The 19,592-nt window shown below is 64.5% G+C and carries 21 protein-coding genes and 1 pseudogene; 8 read left to right on the top strand and 14 right to left on the bottom strand.

The genetic code is table 11. From position 1 onward, the window contains the following. Window positions 1-71: 71 nt before the first annotated feature. From XAXN_RS03425 to can, 9 genes are all read right to left on the bottom strand, one after another. Window positions 72-623 carry a DUF2939 domain-containing protein gene (locus XAXN_RS03425; RefSeq protein ID WP_054318507.1) on the bottom strand — a complete coding sequence of 184 codons (552 nt, stop codon included), beginning with the start codon at window positions 621-623 and terminating at the stop codon, window positions 72-74. Between the two features lie 41 nt (window positions 624-664). After that, window positions 665-1,657 (bottom strand): aldo/keto reductase, encoded by a 993-nt coding sequence (locus XAXN_RS03420; protein ID WP_054318504.1) that lies wholly within the window; start codon window positions 1,655-1,657, stop codon window positions 665-667. Further along, window positions 1,657-2,343: a DUF2461 domain-containing protein gene (locus tag XAXN_RS03415; protein WP_054318503.1), complete on the bottom strand. Its 687-nt coding sequence runs from the start codon at window positions 2,341-2,343 to the stop codon at window positions 1,657-1,659. The genes XAXN_RS03420 and XAXN_RS03415 overlap by 1 nt, the downstream gene beginning before the upstream one ends. Beyond that, complete coding sequence (gene sbcB / locus XAXN_RS03410; protein ID WP_054318502.1) at window positions 2,340-3,785, bottom strand: exodeoxyribonuclease I; 1,446 nt, start codon at window positions 3,783-3,785, stop codon at window positions 2,340-2,342. Before sbcB ends, XAXN_RS03415 begins: the two co-directional genes overlap by 4 nt. A gap of 312 nt (window positions 3,786-4,097) precedes the next feature. Next, on the bottom strand, window positions 4,098-5,465 hold the full coding sequence (locus tag XAXN_RS03405; RefSeq protein WP_054318501.1) for an FAD-dependent oxidoreductase: 1,368 nt from the start codon (window positions 5,463-5,465) through the stop codon (window positions 4,098-4,100). 171 nt (window positions 5,466-5,636) lie between these two features. Next, window positions 5,637-6,908: a kynureninase gene (gene kynU, locus XAXN_RS03400; RefSeq protein WP_054318500.1), complete on the bottom strand. Its 1,272-nt coding sequence runs from the start codon at window positions 6,906-6,908 to the stop codon at window positions 5,637-5,639. A 33-nt stretch (window positions 6,909-6,941) separates the two neighbouring features. Beyond that, complete coding sequence (locus tag XAXN_RS03395) at window positions 6,942-9,122, bottom strand: FUSC family protein (protein ID WP_054318499.1); 2,181 nt, start codon at window positions 9,120-9,122, stop codon at window positions 6,942-6,944. Window positions 9,123-9,134: 12 nt separating this feature from the next. Further along, entirely contained in the window at window positions 9,135-9,665 is a 531-nt protein-coding gene (locus XAXN_RS03390; protein WP_054318498.1) for a 3-hydroxyanthranilate 3,4-dioxygenase, read from the bottom strand. Window positions 9,666-9,750: 85 nt separating this feature from the next. Next, window positions 9,751-10,413, bottom strand: coding sequence for a carbonate dehydratase (gene can / locus XAXN_RS03385; protein WP_054318497.1), 663 nt, complete (start codon window positions 10,411-10,413; stop codon window positions 9,751-9,753). Window positions 10,414-11,064: 651 nt separating this feature from the next. Between can and XAXN_RS03380 the strand changes: the two genes are divergently transcribed. From XAXN_RS03380 to XAXN_RS03360, 7 genes are all read left to right on the top strand, one after another. Continuing rightward, window positions 11,065-11,712, top strand: a complete 648-nt coding sequence (locus XAXN_RS03380; protein WP_054318506.1) for a hypothetical protein — start codon at window positions 11,065-11,067, stop codon at window positions 11,710-11,712. Between the two features lie 48 nt (window positions 11,713-11,760). Further along, window positions 11,761-12,891 carry a TrbL/VirB6 family protein gene (locus XAXN_RS03375; RefSeq protein WP_054318496.1) on the top strand — a complete coding sequence of 377 codons (1,131 nt, stop codon included), beginning with the start codon at window positions 11,761-11,763 and terminating at the stop codon, window positions 12,889-12,891. Between the two features lie 66 nt (window positions 12,892-12,957). Further along, complete coding sequence (locus XAXN_RS20445) at window positions 12,958-13,401, top strand: DUF4189 domain-containing protein (RefSeq protein ID WP_164514260.1); 444 nt, start codon at window positions 12,958-12,960, stop codon at window positions 13,399-13,401. Next, a complete protein-coding gene (locus tag XAXN_RS23580; RefSeq protein ID WP_164514261.1) occupies window positions 13,293-13,580 on the top strand; it encodes a DUF4189 domain-containing protein in 288 nt (95 codons plus the stop codon). The genes XAXN_RS20445 and XAXN_RS23580 overlap by 109 nt, the downstream gene beginning before the upstream one ends. 1 nt (window position 13,581) lies before the next feature. Beyond that, window positions 13,582-14,109 (top strand): hypothetical protein, encoded by a 528-nt coding sequence (locus tag XAXN_RS03370; protein ID WP_134980110.1) that lies wholly within the window; start codon window positions 13,582-13,584, stop codon window positions 14,107-14,109. Between the two features lie 60 nt (window positions 14,110-14,169). Next, window positions 14,170-14,745 carry a hypothetical protein gene (locus XAXN_RS03365; RefSeq protein WP_174515464.1) on the top strand — a complete coding sequence of 192 codons (576 nt, stop codon included), beginning with the start codon at window positions 14,170-14,172 and terminating at the stop codon, window positions 14,743-14,745. Continuing rightward, complete coding sequence (locus XAXN_RS03360) at window positions 14,742-16,031, top strand: Tle-like phospholipase domain-containing protein (RefSeq protein ID WP_054318493.1); 1,290 nt, start codon at window positions 14,742-14,744, stop codon at window positions 16,029-16,031. Before XAXN_RS03365 ends, XAXN_RS03360 begins: the two co-directional genes overlap by 4 nt. Before the next feature lie 161 nt (window positions 16,032-16,192). Here XAXN_RS03360 and XAXN_RS03355 read toward each other — a convergent pair. The 5 genes and pseudogenes from XAXN_RS03355 to asnS all read right to left on the bottom strand — a co-directional run. Beyond that, window positions 16,193-16,726, bottom strand: a pseudogene (locus tag XAXN_RS03355) (FMN-binding negative transcriptional regulator); the annotation flags it as partial. 1 nt (window position 16,727) lies between these two features. Beyond that, window positions 16,728-17,054: a type 2 periplasmic-binding domain-containing protein gene (locus XAXN_RS03350; protein WP_022559611.1), complete on the bottom strand. Its 327-nt coding sequence runs from the start codon at window positions 17,052-17,054 to the stop codon at window positions 16,728-16,730. Next, on the bottom strand, window positions 17,051-17,356 hold the full coding sequence (locus XAXN_RS03345) for a hypothetical protein (RefSeq protein WP_054318492.1): 306 nt from the start codon (window positions 17,354-17,356) through the stop codon (window positions 17,051-17,053). Before XAXN_RS03345 ends, XAXN_RS03350 begins: the two co-directional genes overlap by 4 nt. After that, window positions 17,353-17,610, bottom strand: coding sequence for a hypothetical protein (locus XAXN_RS03340; protein WP_054318491.1), 258 nt, complete (start codon window positions 17,608-17,610; stop codon window positions 17,353-17,355). The genes XAXN_RS03345 and XAXN_RS03340 overlap by 4 nt, the downstream gene beginning before the upstream one ends. A gap of 1 nt (window position 17,611) precedes the next feature. Further along, window positions 17,612-19,006 carry an asparagine--tRNA ligase gene (gene asnS / locus XAXN_RS03335; RefSeq protein WP_054318490.1) on the bottom strand — a complete coding sequence of 465 codons (1,395 nt, stop codon included), beginning with the start codon at window positions 19,004-19,006 and terminating at the stop codon, window positions 17,612-17,614. A gap of 204 nt (window positions 19,007-19,210) precedes the next feature. Between asnS and XAXN_RS03330 the strand changes: the two genes are divergently transcribed. Beyond that, a complete protein-coding gene (locus tag XAXN_RS03330) occupies window positions 19,211-19,549 on the top strand; it encodes a HesB/IscA family protein (protein WP_007966300.1) in 339 nt (112 codons plus the stop codon). Window positions 19,550-19,592 lie beyond the last annotated feature (43 nt).

Below are 19,592 nucleotides of genomic sequence, written 5' to 3'. Positions count from 1 at the left end.
GCCGAATCAACAGAATTCAAGAGTTTTGTTAGCCGCTCTAAGGCGAAGGCGGCCGCGTCACTCAACCGGCATCATTGGATCGGTGACATCCCCAACTGCAGGTCCACCACCTTCCAGCGCAACCCATGTGGTTCCAGCACCACCTTCAGTGGTGCTTCGCCGGGTGCGCGCTCGACGTCGATCACGAAGCGGTCCAGCGCCTCGAAGCGGTGTTTGGCGTTTTTCAGCGGTCGCGCTGGCTCGGTGGAGCCGAAGGGATCGCCGCCCTGCAGTTCATTGCGGCCGCGCTTCCACAGCACATGCCCCTGCAACAGAGCGCCGATGCCGATCGGCGTCACCAGCGTCTCCACCGCTGCACCACCGAGTTGGTTCCCCAGGCCATACAGCAACGTGCCCCACGGACTGGCGGCGATGTCTGGACCGGCTTGCCGTACCAGATAATCGTTGAGCTGGGCGCGCAGGCTGCTGCGCACACGCGGGAAATCGACATAACGTTCCAGTGCGGCGGTGTCGCGTTGCTCGATGGCCTTGGACAGGCCATGCATGGTCATGTAAGGCCCGCCGAACCACCACGCAGTGACGGTCAGCAGGACAGCGATGAGAATGCCGATGGTTTTTTTCATGGCGTCCAGACTGCCGCAATTGCGGCCGACGCGGGTGAAGATCAATGACTGGGGGAGCCGCGGCCATCGCCGAAGGCGGTGACCAGACGTTGCCGTTGGACGGCGTCCAGCGCATGGATGCGGGTCTGCAGCACGTCATCCAGATTGCCGATGCGCGTGGTGCCCAGGATGCCGCTGGACACGCCCGGGTGCTGCAGGACATAAGCGAATGCCGTTTGCGCGGGGCGTTGGCTATCGATCGACGTCACTGCGCGGCGCATGTCCCGCGCGCAGTGCATCAACGCACGGCTGCTGGGCTTGAGCCAGGCGCGCGCCAGATACCAGGCGTCGGCCAGACGCGGCAGGCGCGCCCGCGCGGGCAAGAGGTGGCCCTGTGCAAGCACGGTGCCGGCCAGTACACCGATGCCCGCGTTGTGCAGCTGATCGATCAGCGGTTCACGGTCCTGCTGCAGCGCGTTGTAGTCCAGCAGCACCACATCGAAGACGTCAGGGTTGGCGATCATCCAGCGCAGGGTCGATGCCGAATGCGTATTGATGCCGGTATGGCGGATCAGGCCGCGCTCGCGCAGGCGCTGCATGGCCAGCAGCAGGTCGTCGTTGATGTCGTGCTCGCTGGCGCCATGCAGCTGGTAGATGTCGAGATAGTCCAGGCCAAGATTGCGCAGCGATGCTTCGCAACTGGCCGTGATCGCTGCAGCAGAGAAGTCACGCTGTTCGGCACCACTGATACCGGCCTGGCCGGTTAAGGTGCCGCCCTTGCTGGACACGACAAGCGAATCTCGCGGGAACTGCGCCAGCAAGGGGCGCAGGATCCGTCCCAGACGCGGTTCCGCATGGAAAGCGGAGTAGTTGTGGCCGGTGTCGAGCAGGTTCACGCCCTGCGCCAGCGCGTGCTCGACCACCCGTGCGGCGGCGCCCTCGTCGAAGCGCCGGTGGCCCCAAAAGCCCGAACACCCCAAACCGATCGGCGAGACCGATAGCTTGGTGCGGCCCAGCGTCCGGCGCTGCTGGCCGAGCGGGAGCTCCTGTGTCATCAAAATTCCAGGTCCAAGGCCGCGCACAGGTAATCGACGAACGGCGCCAGGATCACCAGGTCTGCCTCGATGGTCTGGCGCAGTCGCGGCCCGGTCATGATGCTGTCGTCCAGGTGACGCAAGTACGCCCAGTTGCGGTGCTTGAGATCGTCGATGAATTCGAAGTCGTTGGGGAATCCACGCGGTGCGCGCACCAGTTTTTCGCTGTCGTCCATGGTGAATTTGCGCAGCAGTTTCGGGTTGTGCGCGGCGGCCTTCCAACTGCCGGGGTTGTCGAAAATGAACTGGCGCAGCTTGCGTTGCGTGTCCGGCTCCGGATGCCACAGGCCGGCGCCGACAAAACTTTCGCCGGGCTGCAGATGGAGATAGAACGAGGGCGCCGGCATCTGGAGGCGGCGCTCATGGAACAGGCGCGCACCCTGCCAGTTCTTGTACGGCGCTTTGTCGTTGGAAAACCGCGCATCGCGATAGATGCGGAACAGCGAGCCGCCTTGGGTCTTGGGATCGGCGCGATAGTGTTCGCTGACCTGTGCCAGTGCCGGCTGCAGATCGGTGATCAGCTGCAGGAACGGCTGGCGCACATGCGCCTCGTACTGATGCCGATGGTTGTTGAACCAGGTCTTGTCGTTGTGGCGGGCCAGGGCGCGCAGGAACTTGAAGCTGGCGTCGGAAAAGTAGGTGGTCATAGCGTGCGTTGGAGGTCCGAACCCCAGGCGGCGAGCTGGTCGAGTAGGGCAAGCTTGGTAGCATCGTCGTGGTGAGTACGCCGTAAATCCGCGATCTGCGCGTGGTATTGCTCCAGGGTGACTTCGCCCAGGCCGCGGTCTTCGAGCAGCCGCTGGCGGCGATAGGTGTTCCAGCGCTCCTGTTCCTCGAATGACAGTGTCTGCGGCCAGTTGCGCGCGCGGTAGCGAAACAACAGTTCGATCAGCCGCGCATCGCGAAAGCGCGCTTCCAGCGCGCCCAGTTCGTCCGGCGCGCTGGCGCGGACCTGCGCAAGCAGGCGTTTGTCGCCTTCGGCCAGAAATCCATCGTAGAGCGAGGCATCGGCATCGTTGACCGCCGCGGCCGTGGCGCGTTCGCTGCCGTATACCTGGCGCACCTTCTCGGCAAGTTCAGGGCCCAATGCGCGCAAGCGTGCCGCCTTGGCCACTACCGCGTCGTGATCCACGCCCAGGCGCTGAAAGTCTGCAGCGCGCAGATGCTGCCAGGCCACCAGCGCAGGCGACTTGTTCAGATGCACTTCTTTCAACGGAATGCGCTGTTCGCCTTCCGGCAGATCTGCAGCGCGGATGTACAGTCGGTCGGCAATATCGTCGGGGCTCAGCCGCAACAGCACCTCCGGGTCGCCCTCCAGATCGAACACGATCACGCGGCTGTCGATGCGCGGATGGCGCGTCAGCGGCAACACCGCCGCAGCGCACAGGCGCGAGGCAGGGTAACGCTGCGAGATATGCAGCACCGGTTGCATCGCAATGACATCCAGCAAGGTGGCGGCAAAGCGCTTGTCGCGCAGGCGCAGCGCGTAGTCCCACAACCTTGGTTGGTGCTGCTGGAATTTGCGTGCCATGCCGATGGTGGCGTACACGTCCGACAGGGCTTCGTGCGCATCGCCTTCGCGCACATCGTTGGCATCGGCCAGGTGTTCCAGCTTGAATGAGGTGGCGCCATCTTCGCGCTGTGGCCAGACGATGCCGTCCGGACGCAGCGCATGTACCAGTCGCAGCACATCCAGCAGGTCCCAGCGCGAATTGCCGCCACGCCACTCGCGCTCGTACGGGTCGTAGAAATTACGGAACAGGCCGCAGCGGATGAATTCGTCGTCGAAGCGGATCGAGTTGTAGCCCAGCGTGCATGTCTGCGGCCGGCCCATCTGTTCGGCGATGCGTGCGAACGCCTCGGCCTCGGTGACGCCTTCGCGCAGTGCGTGTTGCGGGGTAATGCCGGTCACCATGGTGGCGTACGGCGAGGGCAGCAGATCGTCGGCCGGCTGCACGAAGAAGCTGATGGGCTCTTCGATCACGTGCAGTTGCGCGTCGGTGCGCACCGCAGCGAACTGTGCAATGCGGGTGCGGCGTGGGTCCTGGCCAAAGGTTTCCAGGTCGTAGAAGAGAAAGCTGTCAGGCATGCGGGTACGACATCCAGATGCGCGGCGCATGGCGTATGCGCTGCCGGTGCCGCCTAGTATCCCTCATCGCGGCAACGGCACGCCAAGGTGTGGCCGTGCGGGAGGGTGAGCCACGTCCACGGGCGGAGTACTCGCGTAACGGGCCGGGTGCGGCGTTTGTCCAGCGCAGGCGACGACACATGAGCTGCTTGCAAGTGCCTGGCAGCTGCAGACACCGTAGCGAAGAGACATCCATGCGTCACACCAATTGCGAGCCGGCATGTCACCGTCGTTCGCGAGCATCGATGCCGTCTTCCGCGTCCCCTGCAGAGCTCAATGCGCGCCGTCCAGCGGCTCCAGGCGTGCGTGCACAACCGCTTCCAGGGCGGCCCACTCGATGCGTGACAGATCGCTGTGCCCGCGCGTGGCCTCCACCAGAATCTCGCGCTGGATCTCGCTGCGCGCCATTGCAATCGAATAGCGCGTGCGCAGGAACGTCACCATGGTGTAGTGCGGCACGAAGCGGGTGGGCCAGCGCGCCTGCAACTGCTGTTCGAGCTGGCGCTGCAGCAGGAAGTCGGGGTCGTCGACGCGGTCGCGCATTTCCAGGTAGTTCTCCAACGCCATCTGCTGGATGGCGGCCGCATCGTCGCGACGCGCAGCTTCGAAGGCCGCGAACGCGCTGGCGAGGTCATCGTGCGCGTCCAGCTGATCTGCCAGCGCCACGCAATCTTCGAATGCGCAATTCATGCCCTGCCCATGGAACGGCACCATCGCATGCGCGGCGTCGCCGATCAGCAATGCGCGGCCATCCAGGTTCCAGCGATCCATGGTGAGCGTGCCGAGCAGCCCGGGCGGATGCTCTTCCCAATGTTCCTTGAGTTGCGGAATCAGCGGCAATGCATCCGGGAAATCGCGCGCGAACAAGGCGAATGCTTCATCTCCGGTCCGCGTGGTGGCGAAGCTCGGCTCGCCGGCGTTGGGCAAGAACAGGGTGACGGTGAACGTACCGCCATCGTTAGGCAGCGCAATGCACATGTAACGCCCGCGCGGCCAGATGTGCAGTGCATTGCCTTCGATACGGAATCCGCCACCCGGCTGCGGCGGAATTTCCAGTTCCTTGTACGAGTGATCGAGGAATTCGGTGTGTTCGCCCAGCGGCGATTTGCGCTGCATCGCCGCGCGCAAGGCCGAGCCGGCGCCATCGCTGCCGATCAAACTCTGAAAGTGGATGTCGTGCGGCTGGTCGTCGCGGTCGTCGATGAAGCGCGCATAGCCGGCGTCGAAATCCACGGTATGCAGGCGGCGGTAGAAATGCACGCGCGCGCCGGCCTGTTCGGCAAGATCGAGCAGGGCGACATTCAGCGCGGCGCGGTGGATCGACCAGATCACCTCGCTGTCGTCGCGCCCGTAGCGTTGCAGCTGCGGTTGCCCGACCAGTGGGTGCACCATGCGCCCACGCATCATCACCGCCTTGGCCATCACCGCATCTTCGGCGCCGGCCTGGCGCAGCGCATGCCGGCCGCGTTCGGCCAGCGCCAGGTTGATCGAGCGGCCGGACTCGTAGCCTTTGATGCGCGGGTCGCCACGCCGTTCGTACACGGTGACCTGCCAGCCGCGACGCGACAGCAGGATGGCCAGCAGGCAACCGGCCAGACCGGCGCCGATCAGGGTCAGGGAACGCGGAGAAACTGGGCTCAATGCAATGTCCGGCAGCAGCCGGACGCAGCGCCGGCGAAAAGGGAAAGACAGCGACTGGCAACGACGGCGGCCCTGGCAGTAACGCCGGGCGGGCTGGAAGTGTATGTGGGCGCGCGGCGATTCCGCGTGCCGTACAGGTGCTCTGGTGGCACGGCAGTCAGACTGCCGCGCTCAAGCAGCCGCCCAGGCTTCCACCTGCTCCACGAAGGTATGCAGATCGCTGAAGCGGTTGTACAGCGGCACAGGTGCAACACGGATCACGTCCGGTTCGCGCCAGTCGCCGAGCACGCCGGCTGCGTGCAGGTACTCGAACAGCGCGCGGCCCTGTGCGCGTCCGCCGGCCACCCGCAGCGAGAGCTGGCAACCGCGGCGTGCCGGTTCGGCCGGCGTGACGATCTGCAGCACCTGCGGCACCCGCGCGTGGATCAGCTGCTCCAGATGCGCGGTGAGCTGTTCGGACTTGGCGCGCAATGCAGCCATGCCGGCCTGGTCGAACACCGCCAGCGAGGCACGCAGCGGCGCGAGCGCCAGCACCGGCGGATTGCTCAGCTGCCAGCCTTCGGCGCCAGGCGAGTGCACGAACTGCGGGTCCATGCGGAAGCGGGTCTGCTGCTCGTGCCCCCACCAGCCGGCCATTCGCGGCAGGTCGCTGTCGGCATGCCGCGCGTGCACGAAGCAACCGCCCACCGCACCTGGGCCGGCGTTGAGGTATTTGTAGTGGCACCACACTGCGAAATCCACGCCGTCGTCGTGCAGGGTCAGCGGGAGATTGCCCACCGCATGCGCCAGATCGAAACCCACCGCCGCGCCCTGCGCGCGCGCCAGCCGCACGATTTCGGCCAGATCGAAGGCCTGCCCGGTGCGGTACTGGATGCCCGGCCACAGCACCAAGGCCAGGCGCGGACCATGCTGCGCGATAGCCTCGGCAATGGCCGTCATCGACACGGTGCCATTGGGTTCGTCGGCCTCCACTTCGATCAGATGCGTGGCCGGGTCCAGCCCGTGCAGCCGCAGCTGCGATTCCACCGCGTGGCGGTCGGACGGAAATGCGCCGGCTTCGATCAGGATCGCGCCGCACTTGGCGGTGGGACGATAGAAGCTCGCCATCATCAGATGCAGATTGACGCTGAGGGTGTTCATTGCCACCACTTCGCCGGGCTGCGCACCGACCACGCGTGCCAGCCCGTCGCGCACCAGCTGGTGGTAGGTCAGCCATTGGGTCGGGCCGGTAAAGTGACCTTCCACCGCCAGCGCGCCCCATTGATCCAGCACCTCGTCCACCATCGCGCGCGCCGCACGCGGCTGCAGGCCGAGCGAATTGCCGACGAAATAGGTCTGATCGTCATCGCCATGCTGAGGGAACACGAAGGCATCGCGCAGGTTGCGGAGCGGGTCGGCCGCATCCAGTGCAGCAGCATGGGCGCGGGACAGCAGGTCGGTCATCGTCGGGCTCGCAACATGGATCAGGGCGGCAGTTTACCTGCCGGCATCGTGCACGCCGTCATGCACCGCCGACGCATCGGCAGAGGTCGGTCGGGCAGGGCGCAGCAGGTGGGTGAGCGTGCCGATGCTGTCGGTGACGCGGTCGATGGTGTCGGCCAGCGCGGCGGTGGCTGGGGAACTGTCGGGCAATGCGGCCAACGCATCGGAAAGTTGACGCTCGGCGTTGCGCAAGGTGGCCGCGGCTGGGGTACCGCCATTGCGCAGGCAGTCGATCACCGCGGACAGGGCTTCATCGGCTTGCTGCGCAAAGATGGGCAATGCGTCCAGCGTGGGCAACGGATGGCCATCGCGCAGCACCGCTTCCAGCAGCAAGCTGGCGCGGATCAGCCGGTTGCCATTGGCCAGCAGCGATTCGGCCAGCTTCAGCTCCTGCAGGTTGAGGCGGCTGCGCGGTTCGCCGCGCAAACGCTCGATCGACGCCTGCGCATTGGTACGCGCCACACGCGCCGCAGCGCGTGTATCGCTCAGGCCATCCATCTGGCCGAGCAGCAAATGGCGCAGATGGTCGCGATAGGCACTGAGCAATTGCGCCAGCGAGGCGCGAATTTGCCGGCGTTCGCGTGTAGGCCATAGCGCATAGGCGACCAGCGCCAGCGCGCTGCCGGCCACTGTCGCCTGCAGGCGCGCGCCGACCGCTTCTCCCGGTGCCACGCCTTCGAAGGACAGCAGTAGCACCAGCATGCCGGTCAAAAATGCCACGCCGATCCCGTAGTTCACCTGCGTCAGCAAACGAAACCCAAGGCAAAACAGCGCCAGCAGGGCCATGCGAACGCTGGCGCCGTCCATCGCCAGGTGCGCGAGCAAGGTGGCCAGTAACAGGCCGACGAAGGTGCCGGCCACGCGCAACGCGCCAAAGCTGAAGGTGCCGCCGAAATCCGGCTTGAGCACGATGGCGGTGGTCATCGGAATCCAGAAGCCGTGCGGAATCTGCTGCCAGCGCTGGAAGGCGATGGCCAGCGCCAGGCACACGCCGCAACGCAACGCGTGCCGGAAGGCGACCGACGACAGGTCCAGATTCGCGCGCAACGTGGCCCAGGTCGCGGCCGGGCGCAGCGCCGACGGCAGGCGCGCTTCGGCCAGTTGCGCCTGGATTTCGCCACGGCTGCTGGCCCAGTGCGCGTTGCGTACCAGCGCACGCAGCTGCCCGCCCAGGCCTTGCGCGCGCGCGACGGCAACGCGCACCAGGCGGCGCTCGCGCGTATCGGTGTTGTCCTGCCGAAACTGTGCCAATGCCCCGACCAGATCGTCGAACCCGGTCATCGAGGCATTGGCTGCCTGTGGGTCTTCGCCCATGGTCATTGCATGCGCGAGCTGTTCCAGCACGATGGCGCTGCGTTCGAGCACGCGTTCGATCGCCGGGCGTGCCTGCGAGTCGGTCAGGCGCGTGTCGGCGTCGGCCAACGACAGCAGCTCCAGCCGCACGCGATCGCACAGCTCGGCGATGATGCGAAAGCTCTGTACCGCAATCGCGCGCGAGCGATGTTCGCCATGCAGCATCACCATCGCATCCAGCACTTCCTGCGTTCCCGGCGGCGCCGCGCTGGCTTCCGGGCGCTGCCGCGCGATGCCGGCCAGCTGGCGCATCAAGTCTGCCAAGGCAAAGCGTTCCGGGCGATAGCGCTGCAGCGGCCATGCCGCCAAGGCCAGCACCACCTGCAGCAGGCCGCCAGCGAAGATCAGCGCCGCCACACCGGGTGCCTGTTGCACCGGCAGCCGCATGTCTGCGCTGACGACCAGCAGGATCATGCTGGTCAGGCCCACCCGCGCGGCTACGGGCCCGAGCGCCACCAGCAGGCCGCCGCCCAGGCCGAGCAACAGGCCGGCCAGCACCAGCGCCGGCGTGTTGTGGCCGACCCAGATGCCGAGCAAGGCAGCCAGGCCGGCTGCCAGTGCTGCCATCAACATGCGTTGCAGGCGCGCGCGGTAGGGCCCGGGTTGGTCGGAGAACATGGTATTGAGCGCGCCGCTGCACACCGCCAGGCCGGCGGCGACATGTCCGGTCGCCACGCCGATCGCCAGCGGCAGGACCACTGCAGCGGTGTTGCGCAGCGCGACGCGCAACGGCACGTCGCGCGGCTTGAGGTCGATCAGTACGCGCAGCATGGTGCCGGTTTCGGCGTATGCAAGCGGCAAACCTGCTGCGCGTGATCGCATGCCATCGCGCTGTCAGTCCTCGACCGTGGCATAGCGCTCAGGCGCAGGATGCAGATGCCCGCACTGCGAACAGGTGCGCAGCGCGAGCGAACGGTAGAAGTGATCGAACACCGGCGGGAAGTCGGTTTCGATGTTCTTCAACAGAAACATCGCTTCATACAATTTGTGATTGCACTGCGGGCAATACCATTGCAGGCCGTCCCGCTCGTTGGGCAGGCGCTCGCGTTCGATCACCAGGCCGATCGAACCGGCAGCACGTTGCGGCGAATGCGGCACCTTGGGCGGCAGCAGGAAGACGTCGCCGGCACGGATCGGGATGTCGCGCGCCACGCCCTCGTCCTGCACCTTGAGCACCATGTCGCCTTCGAGCTGGAAGAACCACTCCGGGCCTTCGTCGTAGTGATAGTCGGTGCGCGCGTTCGGTCCGCCGACCACCATGATGATGAAGCCATCCTGCTGGATGCACTTGTTGCCCACCGGGGGCTTGAGCAGGTGGCGGTGTTCCTCGATCCAGGCGTGCAGGTTGATAGGCGGGATCAGCATCGACGTTCCTCAGCAAAGAAAGTACCCGGTTCAGCCGGCCGCCGATGTCCGATGGACGCTGCGGCCGGCCACGTGTGCGTGCGGCTCAGCGCTCGGTGTGATCGGCCTGGATCTGCGCCAGCGCTGCGTCGTAGCGTTCCTGCAGCAACTCGGGGCGGTCGATCGACATGCCCAGGTCGTGCGCGCGGCCATCGCGCAGGCTGTAGACCCAGCCATGCACGCTCAATTGCTGGCCGCGCTCCCAGGCATCGTGCAAGATGGTCGTGCGGCACACGTTTACCACTTGTTCGAGCACGTTGAGCTCGCACAGGCGGGCGTGCTGCACCGACAGCTCGCCGGCGTTGTGCAGGCAGGCCTCGTGCTTGTCGGCCACGTCGGTGACATGGCGGATCCAGTTGTCGACCAGGCCCATGCGCTTCTGGTTCAGGCTGGCGAACACGCCGCCACAGCCGTAATGGCCGACCACCAGCACATGCTTGACCTTGAGCACATCCACCGCGATCTGAATCACCGACAGGCAATTCAGATCGGTATGCACCACCACGTTGGCGATATTCCGGTGCACGAACACTTCGCCCGGCGCCATGTCGATGATCTGGTTGGCCGGCACGCGCGAATCGGAGCAGCCGATCCACAGATATTCCGGTGTCTGCTGGGTCGAGAGTTTGGAAAAGAATTCGGGGTCTTCGCGGTGGATGCGCTCGGACCATGCACGGTTGTTTTCGAGTAAATGGTTAAGTTCGCTCATGCGTGCAGTATTCCAGAAGCCGGTGTGCCCATGCAGCCTCCCTGGTCGGGCCTGGCACGCCTGCGTATGATGCACGGCACGCCTGCAACCCGCTGCGCACCGCCGGGGCTTGGCCATGCGCCTTGGCCGGCGCACCGTTGCGTTGTGGGCGTGGCGTTTGCCAGACGAATCGGGCATGGCGCGTGCCTTGACTTGATCGGGCGGCAAGGGTGAAGTAGCTTGCAGTGTCACAACGTCGCCACTCGGTTCCGGAAAGTGCCCATGCGGGGCCACCTCCTGCCCAGGCGGTAATCAATGGAATGCCTGCCCCCCGGGCAGCGTCAAGATCAAGGAATGTCATGTCCCCGCGTCCGATCGTCTCGTCTTCCGATCCTGCCTGCCCGCTCCTGCCAGTCCTTGCGCCGTTGACTGGCCTGCCGATGTTGCCTGCGTCCCCTGTCTCACGCCCGGCAGGCGGCTTGTCTGCCGGAGAGCGCGTGCGTGTTCTGCCGCCCATGTTACCCACATCCGCCTGACGAGGCCCGCCCCATGACTGTTCCCCCGCGCCATCCATGCCGCTCACTTCCACGCCTTGCCGCCGGCCTGCTGCTCGCGCTCGGGCTCAGCGCCGGACAGGCGAACGCCCAGATGGTCGTCAACGACCCGGTGTCAATCGCCAACGCACTCCAGGAATACGCCGAGCAAGCCAAACGCTGGACAGACACGGTGAAACAGTACCAGCAGCAGCTGGAGCACTATAAGCAGCAGTTGATCAGCCTGCAACGGTTGAACTTCGCGCAATCCACCATGCCCGATACCTTCGCCGAGCGGCCGGCAGACTACGGCCTGGAAGACACCTGTCCCGGCGCCAGGGGCAGCGGCCTGGCCGGGCTGATCCAGCAGTTCAAGTCGCTCGCGCCCAACATGCAGGGCAAGTTGGGCGAGGAGCAGTTGAAGGTCTGCGCGCGCATGGTGCTGGCGAAAAACGCCCAGTACAACGCATCGGCGGACATGCTCAAACGCCTGATTCAACGCAACGAGCAATTCAAGCAAGTCCAGGCGCAACGCGACAAGGGCGGGACCAGCCAGGGCGCCCTGGCCGCCAATGACAACGAAGTGCATCGCTTCGTGGCGCAGAACGCCATGGATCTGGACTATTGGCAGGCGCAGATGAAGGCCTACGACACCTACATCGCTTCGCTCAAGGACGACCAGTCGCGCCTGGCCACGGCCGCTCTGGATGGGAGCAACAACGGGTGGCTGGCGCCGCTGGGGCAGATCGTGCAGGCGGCAACCCTGAAGGCGGCGTTGTCCAATTGATCGCCTCGCTGGCACACGGCCCTCACCACGACAAACAGGCAGACAGCAATGAACGCAGTGCTTCACGGAACGATGCAATGGTTGCAGCCCATGGCGGATGCGAACATCGGCGATTTCGTTTTCTTCAAACTGGTCAGCGACTATTTCAGCAACGAGATCGCCAGCTTCGGCCTGGCGTTGACGTCCCGCGCGATGCACTGGGTGCGCATGATCGCATTGACGGTGACCACGTTATGGATACTGATGGCCGGGTACCGGATCGCCACCGGGCAGTCGCGCGAGCATGCGATGGCGACGGTCGTCAAAGCACTCCGGATCGTGCTCGTGGTGGCCTTGGCGACCACGGTGGGGGTGGGCGGCGCCGCGTTGCACAAGACGGCGACCGACACCCTGGACAAGGAAATCCACCAGCTCTTCACCGGCGAGCAGGGCACCAGCTCCACCGATGCGATCGACAAGAACCTGGCCTACAGCCAGGTGGCGCTGAGCGCGCTCGATGCGGTGCGGGTAATGCCCAACGACCCGGAGGCGCTGGAAAAGAAAGGCCGTGCGATCTTGCTGGCCGGGTTCGGCACCGCCAGCCCGCCCGATGGCCGCCGGGCGATGCTGCTGCTGTTCAAGTTCACCATGGCGTTCCTGATCGGGGTCGGGCCGATCTTCATTTTCTTTCTGGCGTTCGACCAGACCAAGGACCTGTTCAAGCGGTGGCTGTTCTACGTGATCGGCACGCTGTTTTCGATGGCGATGCTGTCGGTGGTCACGGGGATGGTGCTGAAGTTCACGGCCAAGGTGGCGGCGGCGTACTGGGCGGCGCAGGTGATCACGCTGGGCAATGCGGAAGGGCTGTCGTCGTATGCCTTGCAGCAGGGCGGGATCGGGGTGTTGATGACCTTGGTGCTGGTCACGGTGCCGACCGGAGCGGCGGCGATATGGCAGGGGCAGATGGGCAATTTCATGTACTACTCGGCCTTCGGCGGGGGTGCCGCGTCCACGCCCGGCCCGCAGGGGCAGCCGCCGGGGGCGTATGTGCCGGAGCGGGGTGCTAGAGACGAAAATCTTGGTTCGACCAAAGAATCACATGCACTGACACCGAGAGTCACAGGCGCAGCACCCACAACGCAAACAACGCCAGCCGGCTCACGCGGACAAGCAGGACGATCTCGGGATATGGATGCTTGATCGAGTCACCCTCGATCAGATCGATGTTCGGATTTCACATGAGATTTTAGGCAAATGGGAGTGGTGATGATGAAACGTAGAGCACGATGGTTTTTGCTAATGCTTGCAATATTGTTCTGCGCCAATGCCTGGGCAGAGCAAGGCTGTCCGCCTGGCATGATTCCTGGAGGGGTCGATCCTCACAATATGGCAACCTGTGCACCAATTCCTCAAGGTTCTTCTCAGCAGCAGTCGGACCAGCGGCGGCGCCCAGCGGGTAAATGGCTCAAGACATGGGGTGCGATTGCCGAAAATGATAATGGCTCTGATTTCGGTGTATCAACAGGCAAGTTGAGCAAACCGGATGCCGAGAATGAAGCTGTGAAAAACTGTGAAAAAGGAATTGAAAAAAGTGTCGCGTTATTTACGCCTATAAAAATCAATGCGTCGCAGTTGCCGAGCCTCATGGAAAGGGTGTTGTCATTTCGGCGTCCGGCCCTTCCCAGGAGGAAACAAGCAATCGAGCGCTAACCGATTGCAAGAAAAAAATCCAGGCACCGAATGCACACTTGGCTACACCAATTGCACAGAGCAGATTTTCAAGTGGTTCTAAGCACGGTTCATCCACTCACGGCGCGCGCATTGGCGCCATCACCAGCGCCAGCGCACACGGCTTGAATCCGCTTACGCGCTCAGCACAGGAGAGTTGAGATGTCTAGCACCTCATTGCCCCATACCACCTGGCAACAGGCGGTACGCCAGGTGGATACCTTGCTGACCACCGCCATCGCGACGCTGCTGCTCACGGCCTGCATGGCCGCCTGGGCGTATCGCAGTCCGGGCCATCTTGCGCTGTGGCTGGCCCAGAGCGCGGCCACCCTGGGCGTGCTGCTGCATCTGTGTCTGTCGATGCGGCTGGCCAGGCTGCTGGTGTGGGTGTTTGCGGCGCGCAAGCGCGTGCAGGCAGGCGGTAAGCGCACGGCGCAGGCGCTGCAGGTGCGCAGCACCATCCTGCATGCGGGCGTGGTGGTACTGGTCGTGTGGCTGTGGACCCTCGGTGCGTTGGGGCTGCCATTATCGCTGCCGCTGATGGTCACGTTCCCCGATGCGGGGCGGCTGCTCGTCGTGATGATCGGCGTCTTGTTGATGCAGCGCATTGCCATCCGCCACATCTGCCGCCGCTTGGCCGATGCCCTCGTCGCTGCCGAGCAGACCGCACAACGCACCTTGGTGGCGTGAATGCAGAGCACACAGAAAATCGCTTTTTTGTTAGCCCTTTTGCTCACAGGATGCAAGCCGATGCATGCCGTTCCCGGACAAACCGACGCCGATGGCGACCCGCTCTATCGCAAGAACCCGCACCCGACCCAGGCCTACCGCATCACCATGACCATCGAGGATGCGCCGGGGCCGTTTGGGTATATATCGGGCACGGCGTTCTACGACATGACCAATCACGAGCAATGCACGCCGATGGAGCCGATTGAAGGGGTGTGGAGCAAATCCAAGGAAGATGGCATCCCGATGGTGTTTCAAAAACTAGATGCCTCCACCTGCGTGGCGACGATCCATGCCGATGGTATGGTGGATGCGGACTATTACGGCATGGGCATCTGCCGGTTTGAACTGAGTGGGGTTGGCATTACGCTGAAGGCAACCGGAAGGCACGAAGAGACGCGGTTCCAGCCTTTGTTATTCAGGCGCGACATTGAGAGCGGCAAGCCTATTGCAGTTTATTTTTGGAAGGGTGGCTATCCAAGGAGCCAGGTAGAAAATTATCCAGACACAGGCGAGGATGATGCAAATAAATATGCCGAACCCAATCGAAGCAATCTATTTCGCGTGATTCTAAAAACCGAGAAGGTGACCCCATGAGCATAACTAGTCAGCAGTATGCAGCACTTGCCTACGATGTGTATTCGGCACCAAAGGAAGTAGGCCCGAACAGCAAGCCTGTCGACATCGGGGGCGCCTCTTACCAACGCCTCGCCTACGTAGACCGTCCATCCGGCTATCAAGGCATCCTCTACAAGCGCATGGACACGGGCGAGCTCGTCGTTGCCCACCGTGGCACCGAGTTCGACCGCCAGAAGCTGCGCGATGGCCTGGCCGCCGATGGCGGCATGGTCGTGACCCGTCATAACGAGCAAGTGGCGGACGCAATCGCATTTACGCAACACGCGCTCGACTACGCAGAGCAGCAGCATATCAAGACCGGGCAACCAGCTCCCCACGTCACTGTCACCGGCCACTCCCTCGGCGGCGATCTGGCCCAGGTCACCGCCCACCACTATGGCCTCCAGGGCGAGACCTTCAACGCCTATGGTGCGGTCAGCCTGGACCGGCGCATTCCCGAAGGCGGCCACGACGTCATCAATCACGTGATGGCCGGCGATGCGGTCAGTGCCGCCAGCCAGCATTACGGCCAGGTGCGGGTGTATGCCAGGCCGGAGGAGATCGCCACGCTGCAGCATGCCGGCTACGCCAACGATGCCAGCGTCTGGGATGCGCGCAATCCCGTCGGCGCCATCGGCCCCCTGGTGGAGTCGCACCGCATGCACAACTTCCTGCCGGTGGACGGTCACGGCAAACCCGACCGCTCGGTGCTGGAAGACCCCGCCGCGCGGCAGCTGGCGCAGCAGTACGCGCCGATGGTCGTCAAGTACCGCCACGATGTGCAAACCTTGCGTAGTGGGGTGACGCTTGAGGTCCGTGGCTTGGGCGGGCTGCTGGTGGACGGCATCGATACCCTGCGCGGGCCGGAAGCGCCAGGGGCCGGTCGCCGCGCGATGCATGCGCCCACGTGGTCGGAACAGATGCAAGCGCTGAACACGCAGCGCGAGCACACATCCGCATCGCAGGAATCGCAGCACTTGCATGCGCCCTTGCAACCGTCTGGCCGCGCCACGCAGGCGCAGCCACTGCCCTCGCTGCAGGACGATCCCGGCGCGTTCCTGGACCGCATGCTGCAGGCCTCGGCCAATGGCGAGCGCGCCCTGTTCCGGCAGATGACCCAGGAACTGGCCAACCAGGAACCTGGCCGCGCTCTGCGCGCCGAGGCCATCGCCACGGTGGACCGGCAGGAACGGCAAGCGGCGCAGCAGGCGTTGCAGGCGCAGCAGCAGCACGCCGCGCAGCGCGGCAGCGGGCGCAGTCTTTGACTGGCCGACGCGTCCCAGCGTTTTGGTGACAAGCCGTTCGAGTACGCGACCGCGGCTGTCTCAGCGCGTCGTATCGGCGTCCATCGCCGCCTGCCTCAACGTGTGATCGCGTGCGCGTCTTGGTCGGCTTGCCGCGTCAGGAAGTGACCGACGCTGCCTTAATCGCCAGCCGGGTGGTTCTGACTCAGCTTGAAGGTGAGCTCGATGCGGCTTGGAACGAAGCGGAAGCCGACCAGGCCGCGCAGTTGCCGGCGATGGCTGTCGCGCGCCATTTCGAACTGCCAGTCGCTACCTACGCGCTGTTCGAAGTGCGCGCTCATGCGCGCAATCAAACTGCCCAGCGCGTCTTCATCGCTCACCTGGCTGCAGCGTCCATGCAGATGCGCCACAGCGTAGTTCCAGGTGGGCACGCGCGCAGCCGCGTCCTTGTCCAGGTACCAGGTGGGCGAGACATAGGCATGCGGGCCCTGCAACACCATCACCGCATTGCCAGGACTGCTTGCCTGCGGATTGGGGCGTGCCCAATGGCCTTCGATCACGACATCCTGGCCATCGCGGCGATACAGCACCGGCAGGTGCGAGATTGCCGGCTGCCCGTCCTCGCCCTGGCTGATCAGGGTGACAAACGCATCGCGTGCGAACAGCCAGTCCGGCAAGGCCAGATCGGTCTGCGCAAATGCGCGTGGGGCGTACATGTCAGGCGCGGCCACCCATGTTCACGACCATGCGCGCACGCAGCTCGGCATCGTCGTTACCTTGGGGTGGCGAGACTTCATGCAGCGAGAAGCCGCGGATGAGCGCGTCTTCTTCGTCCAGCCCGTCCAGCGCCACGAATTCGGCATCGAACAAGGCCGCGCGTGCGCTGTCTTCGCTGTCGTAGGGCAGCGTCTTGCCGTCGCTGTCCAGCACCTCGGCGGTGCCGGCTTCATTGACGCGCAGGCGCGCCCAGATCAGCGTGCGGCCGATTGTGGCCAGCCACCAGGAGTCGTGGGCGCCCTGCAGGGTGTCTTCGTACGTGGTCATTGCATTACCTTGGAAAGCAGGCCGAGCAGGGCCGCCATACCCAGGCCGAAAAAGATGGTGAGCAGCGAGAGCCAGGCGGGTGTGGCCAGACCGGACAGTGCACTGTCGCGGTAGCTGCGGTAACGCCGCGCCAGCAACCAGCGCAACGCTGCGGGACTGATGAAGGCCGGGTCGCCGAAGCTGGCCAATGTCTCCGGATGGCGGTCGCGCATGTGCACCAGGGTCAGCGGCCAGAAGATCAGCAGCGCGGTCAACCCGGCGACGGCCACACCGACGAAACACAGTGCGAAGAACAGCGTCATGTGGCCACCAGCAGTAGGACGAATTTGGGCAGTGTCGCGCCGATGACCAATGCCGCGATGGACCAACGCTTTGGAACCGTGGCATGCCGGGTTGCGGCACGCGCCGTGCCGGTCTGCCACCAGCATTGCGGCTCTAGTTGGCGCGATGCCAGCCGCGCCAGCAACACGCGACGTACCGCCGTCAGCCCGGCCATGATCGCCGCCAGCCAGAAGGCCGGCGATTGCGGCATGGGGACGGCGGCCGGCAAGCTCACCTCAGAACTCCGCGCTGCCTGGTGCGCGCGGGTAGGGGATGGCGTCGCGGATGTTGCTCAGCCCGCACACGTACACCACCAACCGCTCGAAGCCCAGGCCGAAGCCGGCATGCGGCACCGAGCCGTAGCGACGGAAATCTCGGTACCAGCTGTAGTGCTCCTTATCCAGGCCGAACTGCGCCATGCGCGTGTCGAGCACGTCCAGGCGCTCTTCGCGCTGGCTGCCACCGATGATCTCGCCGATGCCCGGCGCCAGCACGTCCATCGCCGTGACGGTCTTGCCGTCATCGTTCAAGCGCATGTAGAAGGCCTTGATGTGCTCGGGATAATTGGTCACCACCACCGGACGGCCGATGTGTTCTTCGGTGAGCCAGCGCTCGTGCTCGGTCTGCAGGTCCAGGCCCCATTCCACCGGGAAATCGAACTTCTTGCCGGAGTTCTGCAGCAGCTTCACTGCGTCGGTGTAGTCGATCTGCTCGAACGGTGCATTGATGAACGCTTCGAGCTTGGTGATCGCGTTCTTGTCCATGCGCTCGGCCAGGAATGCGAGGTCATCGCTACGCTCGTCGAGCACCGCGCGGAACAGGTATTTGAGGAACTGCTCGGCAAGGCGCGCGTCTTCGGCCAGATCGGCAAAGGCGATTTCCGGCTCGATCATCCAGAACTCGGCCAGATGGCGCGTGGTGTGGCTGTTCTCGGCACGGAAGGTCGGGCCGAACGTGTAGACCTTGCTCAGCGCCAGGCAGTACGCCTCCACGTTGAGCTGGCCGGACACGGTGAGGAAGGTTTCCTTGCCGAAGAAGTCGCGGCTGAAATCCACATTGCCGGCGGCATCGCGTGGCAGGTTGACCATGTCCAGCGTGGAGACGCGGAACATCTGTCCGGCACCTTCGGCATCGGAGGTGGTGATGATCGGTGTACTGATCCAGTTGAAGCCGTTCTGATGGAAGAAACGGTGCACAGCCTGCGCCAGGCAGTTACGGATACGCGTGACCGCGCCGAACAGGTTGGTGCGTGGGCGCAGGTGCGCCACGTCACGCAGAAATTCCGGCGTCATCGGCTTGGGCTGGATCGGATAGGTCAGCGGATCTTCAACCCAGCCGACGATCTCCACGCCGCTGGCCTGGATCTCGAACGACTGTCCCTTACCCTGCGACTTCACCAGCACGCCCTTGGCGATCAGCGAGCAGCCGCTGGTCAGGCGCTTGATCTCGTCGAAATTGGGCAGCGTGTCGTTGGCCACCACCTGGATCGGAGCGAAGCACGAGCCGTCGGTCACGTTGATGAAGGCCAGTCCGGCAGATCCGCGCAAGGTGCGCACCCACCCCCGTACCGTGACTTCGCCGCCTTCGGGGAGCTTGCCCGCAAGCGCATGTTCAACGCTGACCACCGTCATGACTGTTCCTCGCCGTAGCGACCTTGAATGGCCTGCGAGTTTACTGGCTGCGGCCGCGCCGGCGCGAGCATCTGAACAGGTTGCCGACGGCTGCGCTTGTCGCAGGCGCGTGCTGCCCCCATCTATTGCAGACGCCGCAGCTAAGCGTTCTGCCTGGTTGTTGCGGCCTCGCTATACTTGCCACTATTGTTTCGGAGTGCCCTCATGGCCGTCAGCCTCACCCCCGCCGCGCTGGAGCGCGTGCAGCGTTTCGTGCAGCAGACCCCGGGTGCGTTGGGTCTGCGTTTTGGCGTGACCAAGACCGGGTGCTCCGGCTGGGGCCACGTCACCGACCTGGCGCGCGAGGCGCGCGACGACGACGCGGTCTTCGAGCAGGGGGGGGTACGCATCTTCGTCGACCCCGCCAGCTTGCCACTGGTGGATGGCACCTGCATCGACTTCGGCAAGCACGGCCTGAGCGAGACCTTCACCTTCAGCAATCCCAACGCCACGGCCGAATGCGGCTGCGGCGAGAGCTTCACGACCGCAGACGAGCATCGCTGAGCCGGCCGGCGCGCGCTATTCCTTGGTTCCTGCGGGGGCAAGG

Source organism: Xanthomonas axonopodis, assembly GCF_001304695.1.
Classification (GTDB): domain Bacteria; phylum Pseudomonadota; class Gammaproteobacteria; order Xanthomonadales; family Xanthomonadaceae; genus Xanthomonas; species Xanthomonas axonopodis.
The sequence above is the reverse complement of the archived record's forward strand: the minus strand, read 5'-3'. Positions and strand labels throughout refer to the sequence as shown.

Bases quoted from the DNA above. Each gene is read 5' to 3' on its own strand.
- XAXN_RS03425 (WP_054318507.1), bottom strand. From the start codon at position 623: ATGAAAAAAACCATCGGCATTCTCATCGCTGTCCTGCTGACCGTCACT.
- XAXN_RS03350 (WP_022559611.1), bottom strand. From the start codon at position 17,054: ATGACCACGTACGAAGACACCCTGCAGGGCGCCCACGACTCCTGGTGG.
- sbcB (WP_054318502.1), bottom strand. From the start codon at position 3,785: ATGCCTGACAGCTTTCTCTTCTACGACCTGGAAACCTTTGGCCAGGAC.
- XAXN_RS03375 (WP_054318496.1), top strand. From the start codon at position 11,761: ATGAACGCAGTGCTTCACGGAACGATGCAATGGTTGCAGCCCATGGCG.
- XAXN_RS03415 (WP_054318503.1), bottom strand. From the start codon at position 2,343: ATGACCACCTACTTTTCCGACGCCAGCTTCAAGTTCCTGCGCGCCCTG.
- can (WP_054318497.1), bottom strand. From the start codon at position 10,413: ATGAGCGAACTTAACCATTTACTCGAAAACAACCGTGCATGGTCCGAG.
- kynU (WP_054318500.1), bottom strand. From the start codon at position 6,908: ATGACCGACCTGCTGTCCCGCGCCCATGCTGCTGCACTGGATGCGGCC.
- XAXN_RS03365 (WP_174515464.1), top strand. From the start codon at position 14,170: ATGCATGCCGTTCCCGGACAAACCGACGCCGATGGCGACCCGCTCTAT.
- XAXN_RS03360 (WP_054318493.1), top strand. From the start codon at position 14,742: ATGAGCATAACTAGTCAGCAGTATGCAGCACTTGCCTACGATGTGTAT.
- XAXN_RS03395 (WP_054318499.1), bottom strand. From the start codon at position 9,122: ATGCGATCACGCGCAGCAGGTTTGCCGCTTGCATACGCCGAAACCGGC.
- XAXN_RS03370 (WP_134980110.1), top strand. From the start codon at position 13,582: ATGTCTAGCACCTCATTGCCCCATACCACCTGGCAACAGGCGGTACGC.
- XAXN_RS03420 (WP_054318504.1), bottom strand. From the start codon at position 1,657: ATGACACAGGAGCTCCCGCTCGGCCAGCAGCGCCGGACGCTGGGCCGC.
- XAXN_RS03330 (WP_007966300.1), top strand. From the start codon at position 19,211: ATGGCCGTCAGCCTCACCCCCGCCGCGCTGGAGCGCGTGCAGCGTTTC.
- asnS (WP_054318490.1), bottom strand. From the start codon at position 19,006: ATGACGGTGGTCAGCGTTGAACATGCGCTTGCGGGCAAGCTCCCCGAA.
- XAXN_RS20445 (WP_164514260.1), top strand. From the start codon at position 12,958: ATGATGAAACGTAGAGCACGATGGTTTTTGCTAATGCTTGCAATATTG.
- XAXN_RS03390 (WP_054318498.1), bottom strand. From the start codon at position 9,665: ATGCTGATCCCGCCTATCAACCTGCACGCCTGGATCGAGGAACACCGC.
- XAXN_RS03345 (WP_054318492.1), bottom strand. From the start codon at position 17,356: ATGACGCTGTTCTTCGCACTGTGTTTCGTCGGTGTGGCCGTCGCCGGG.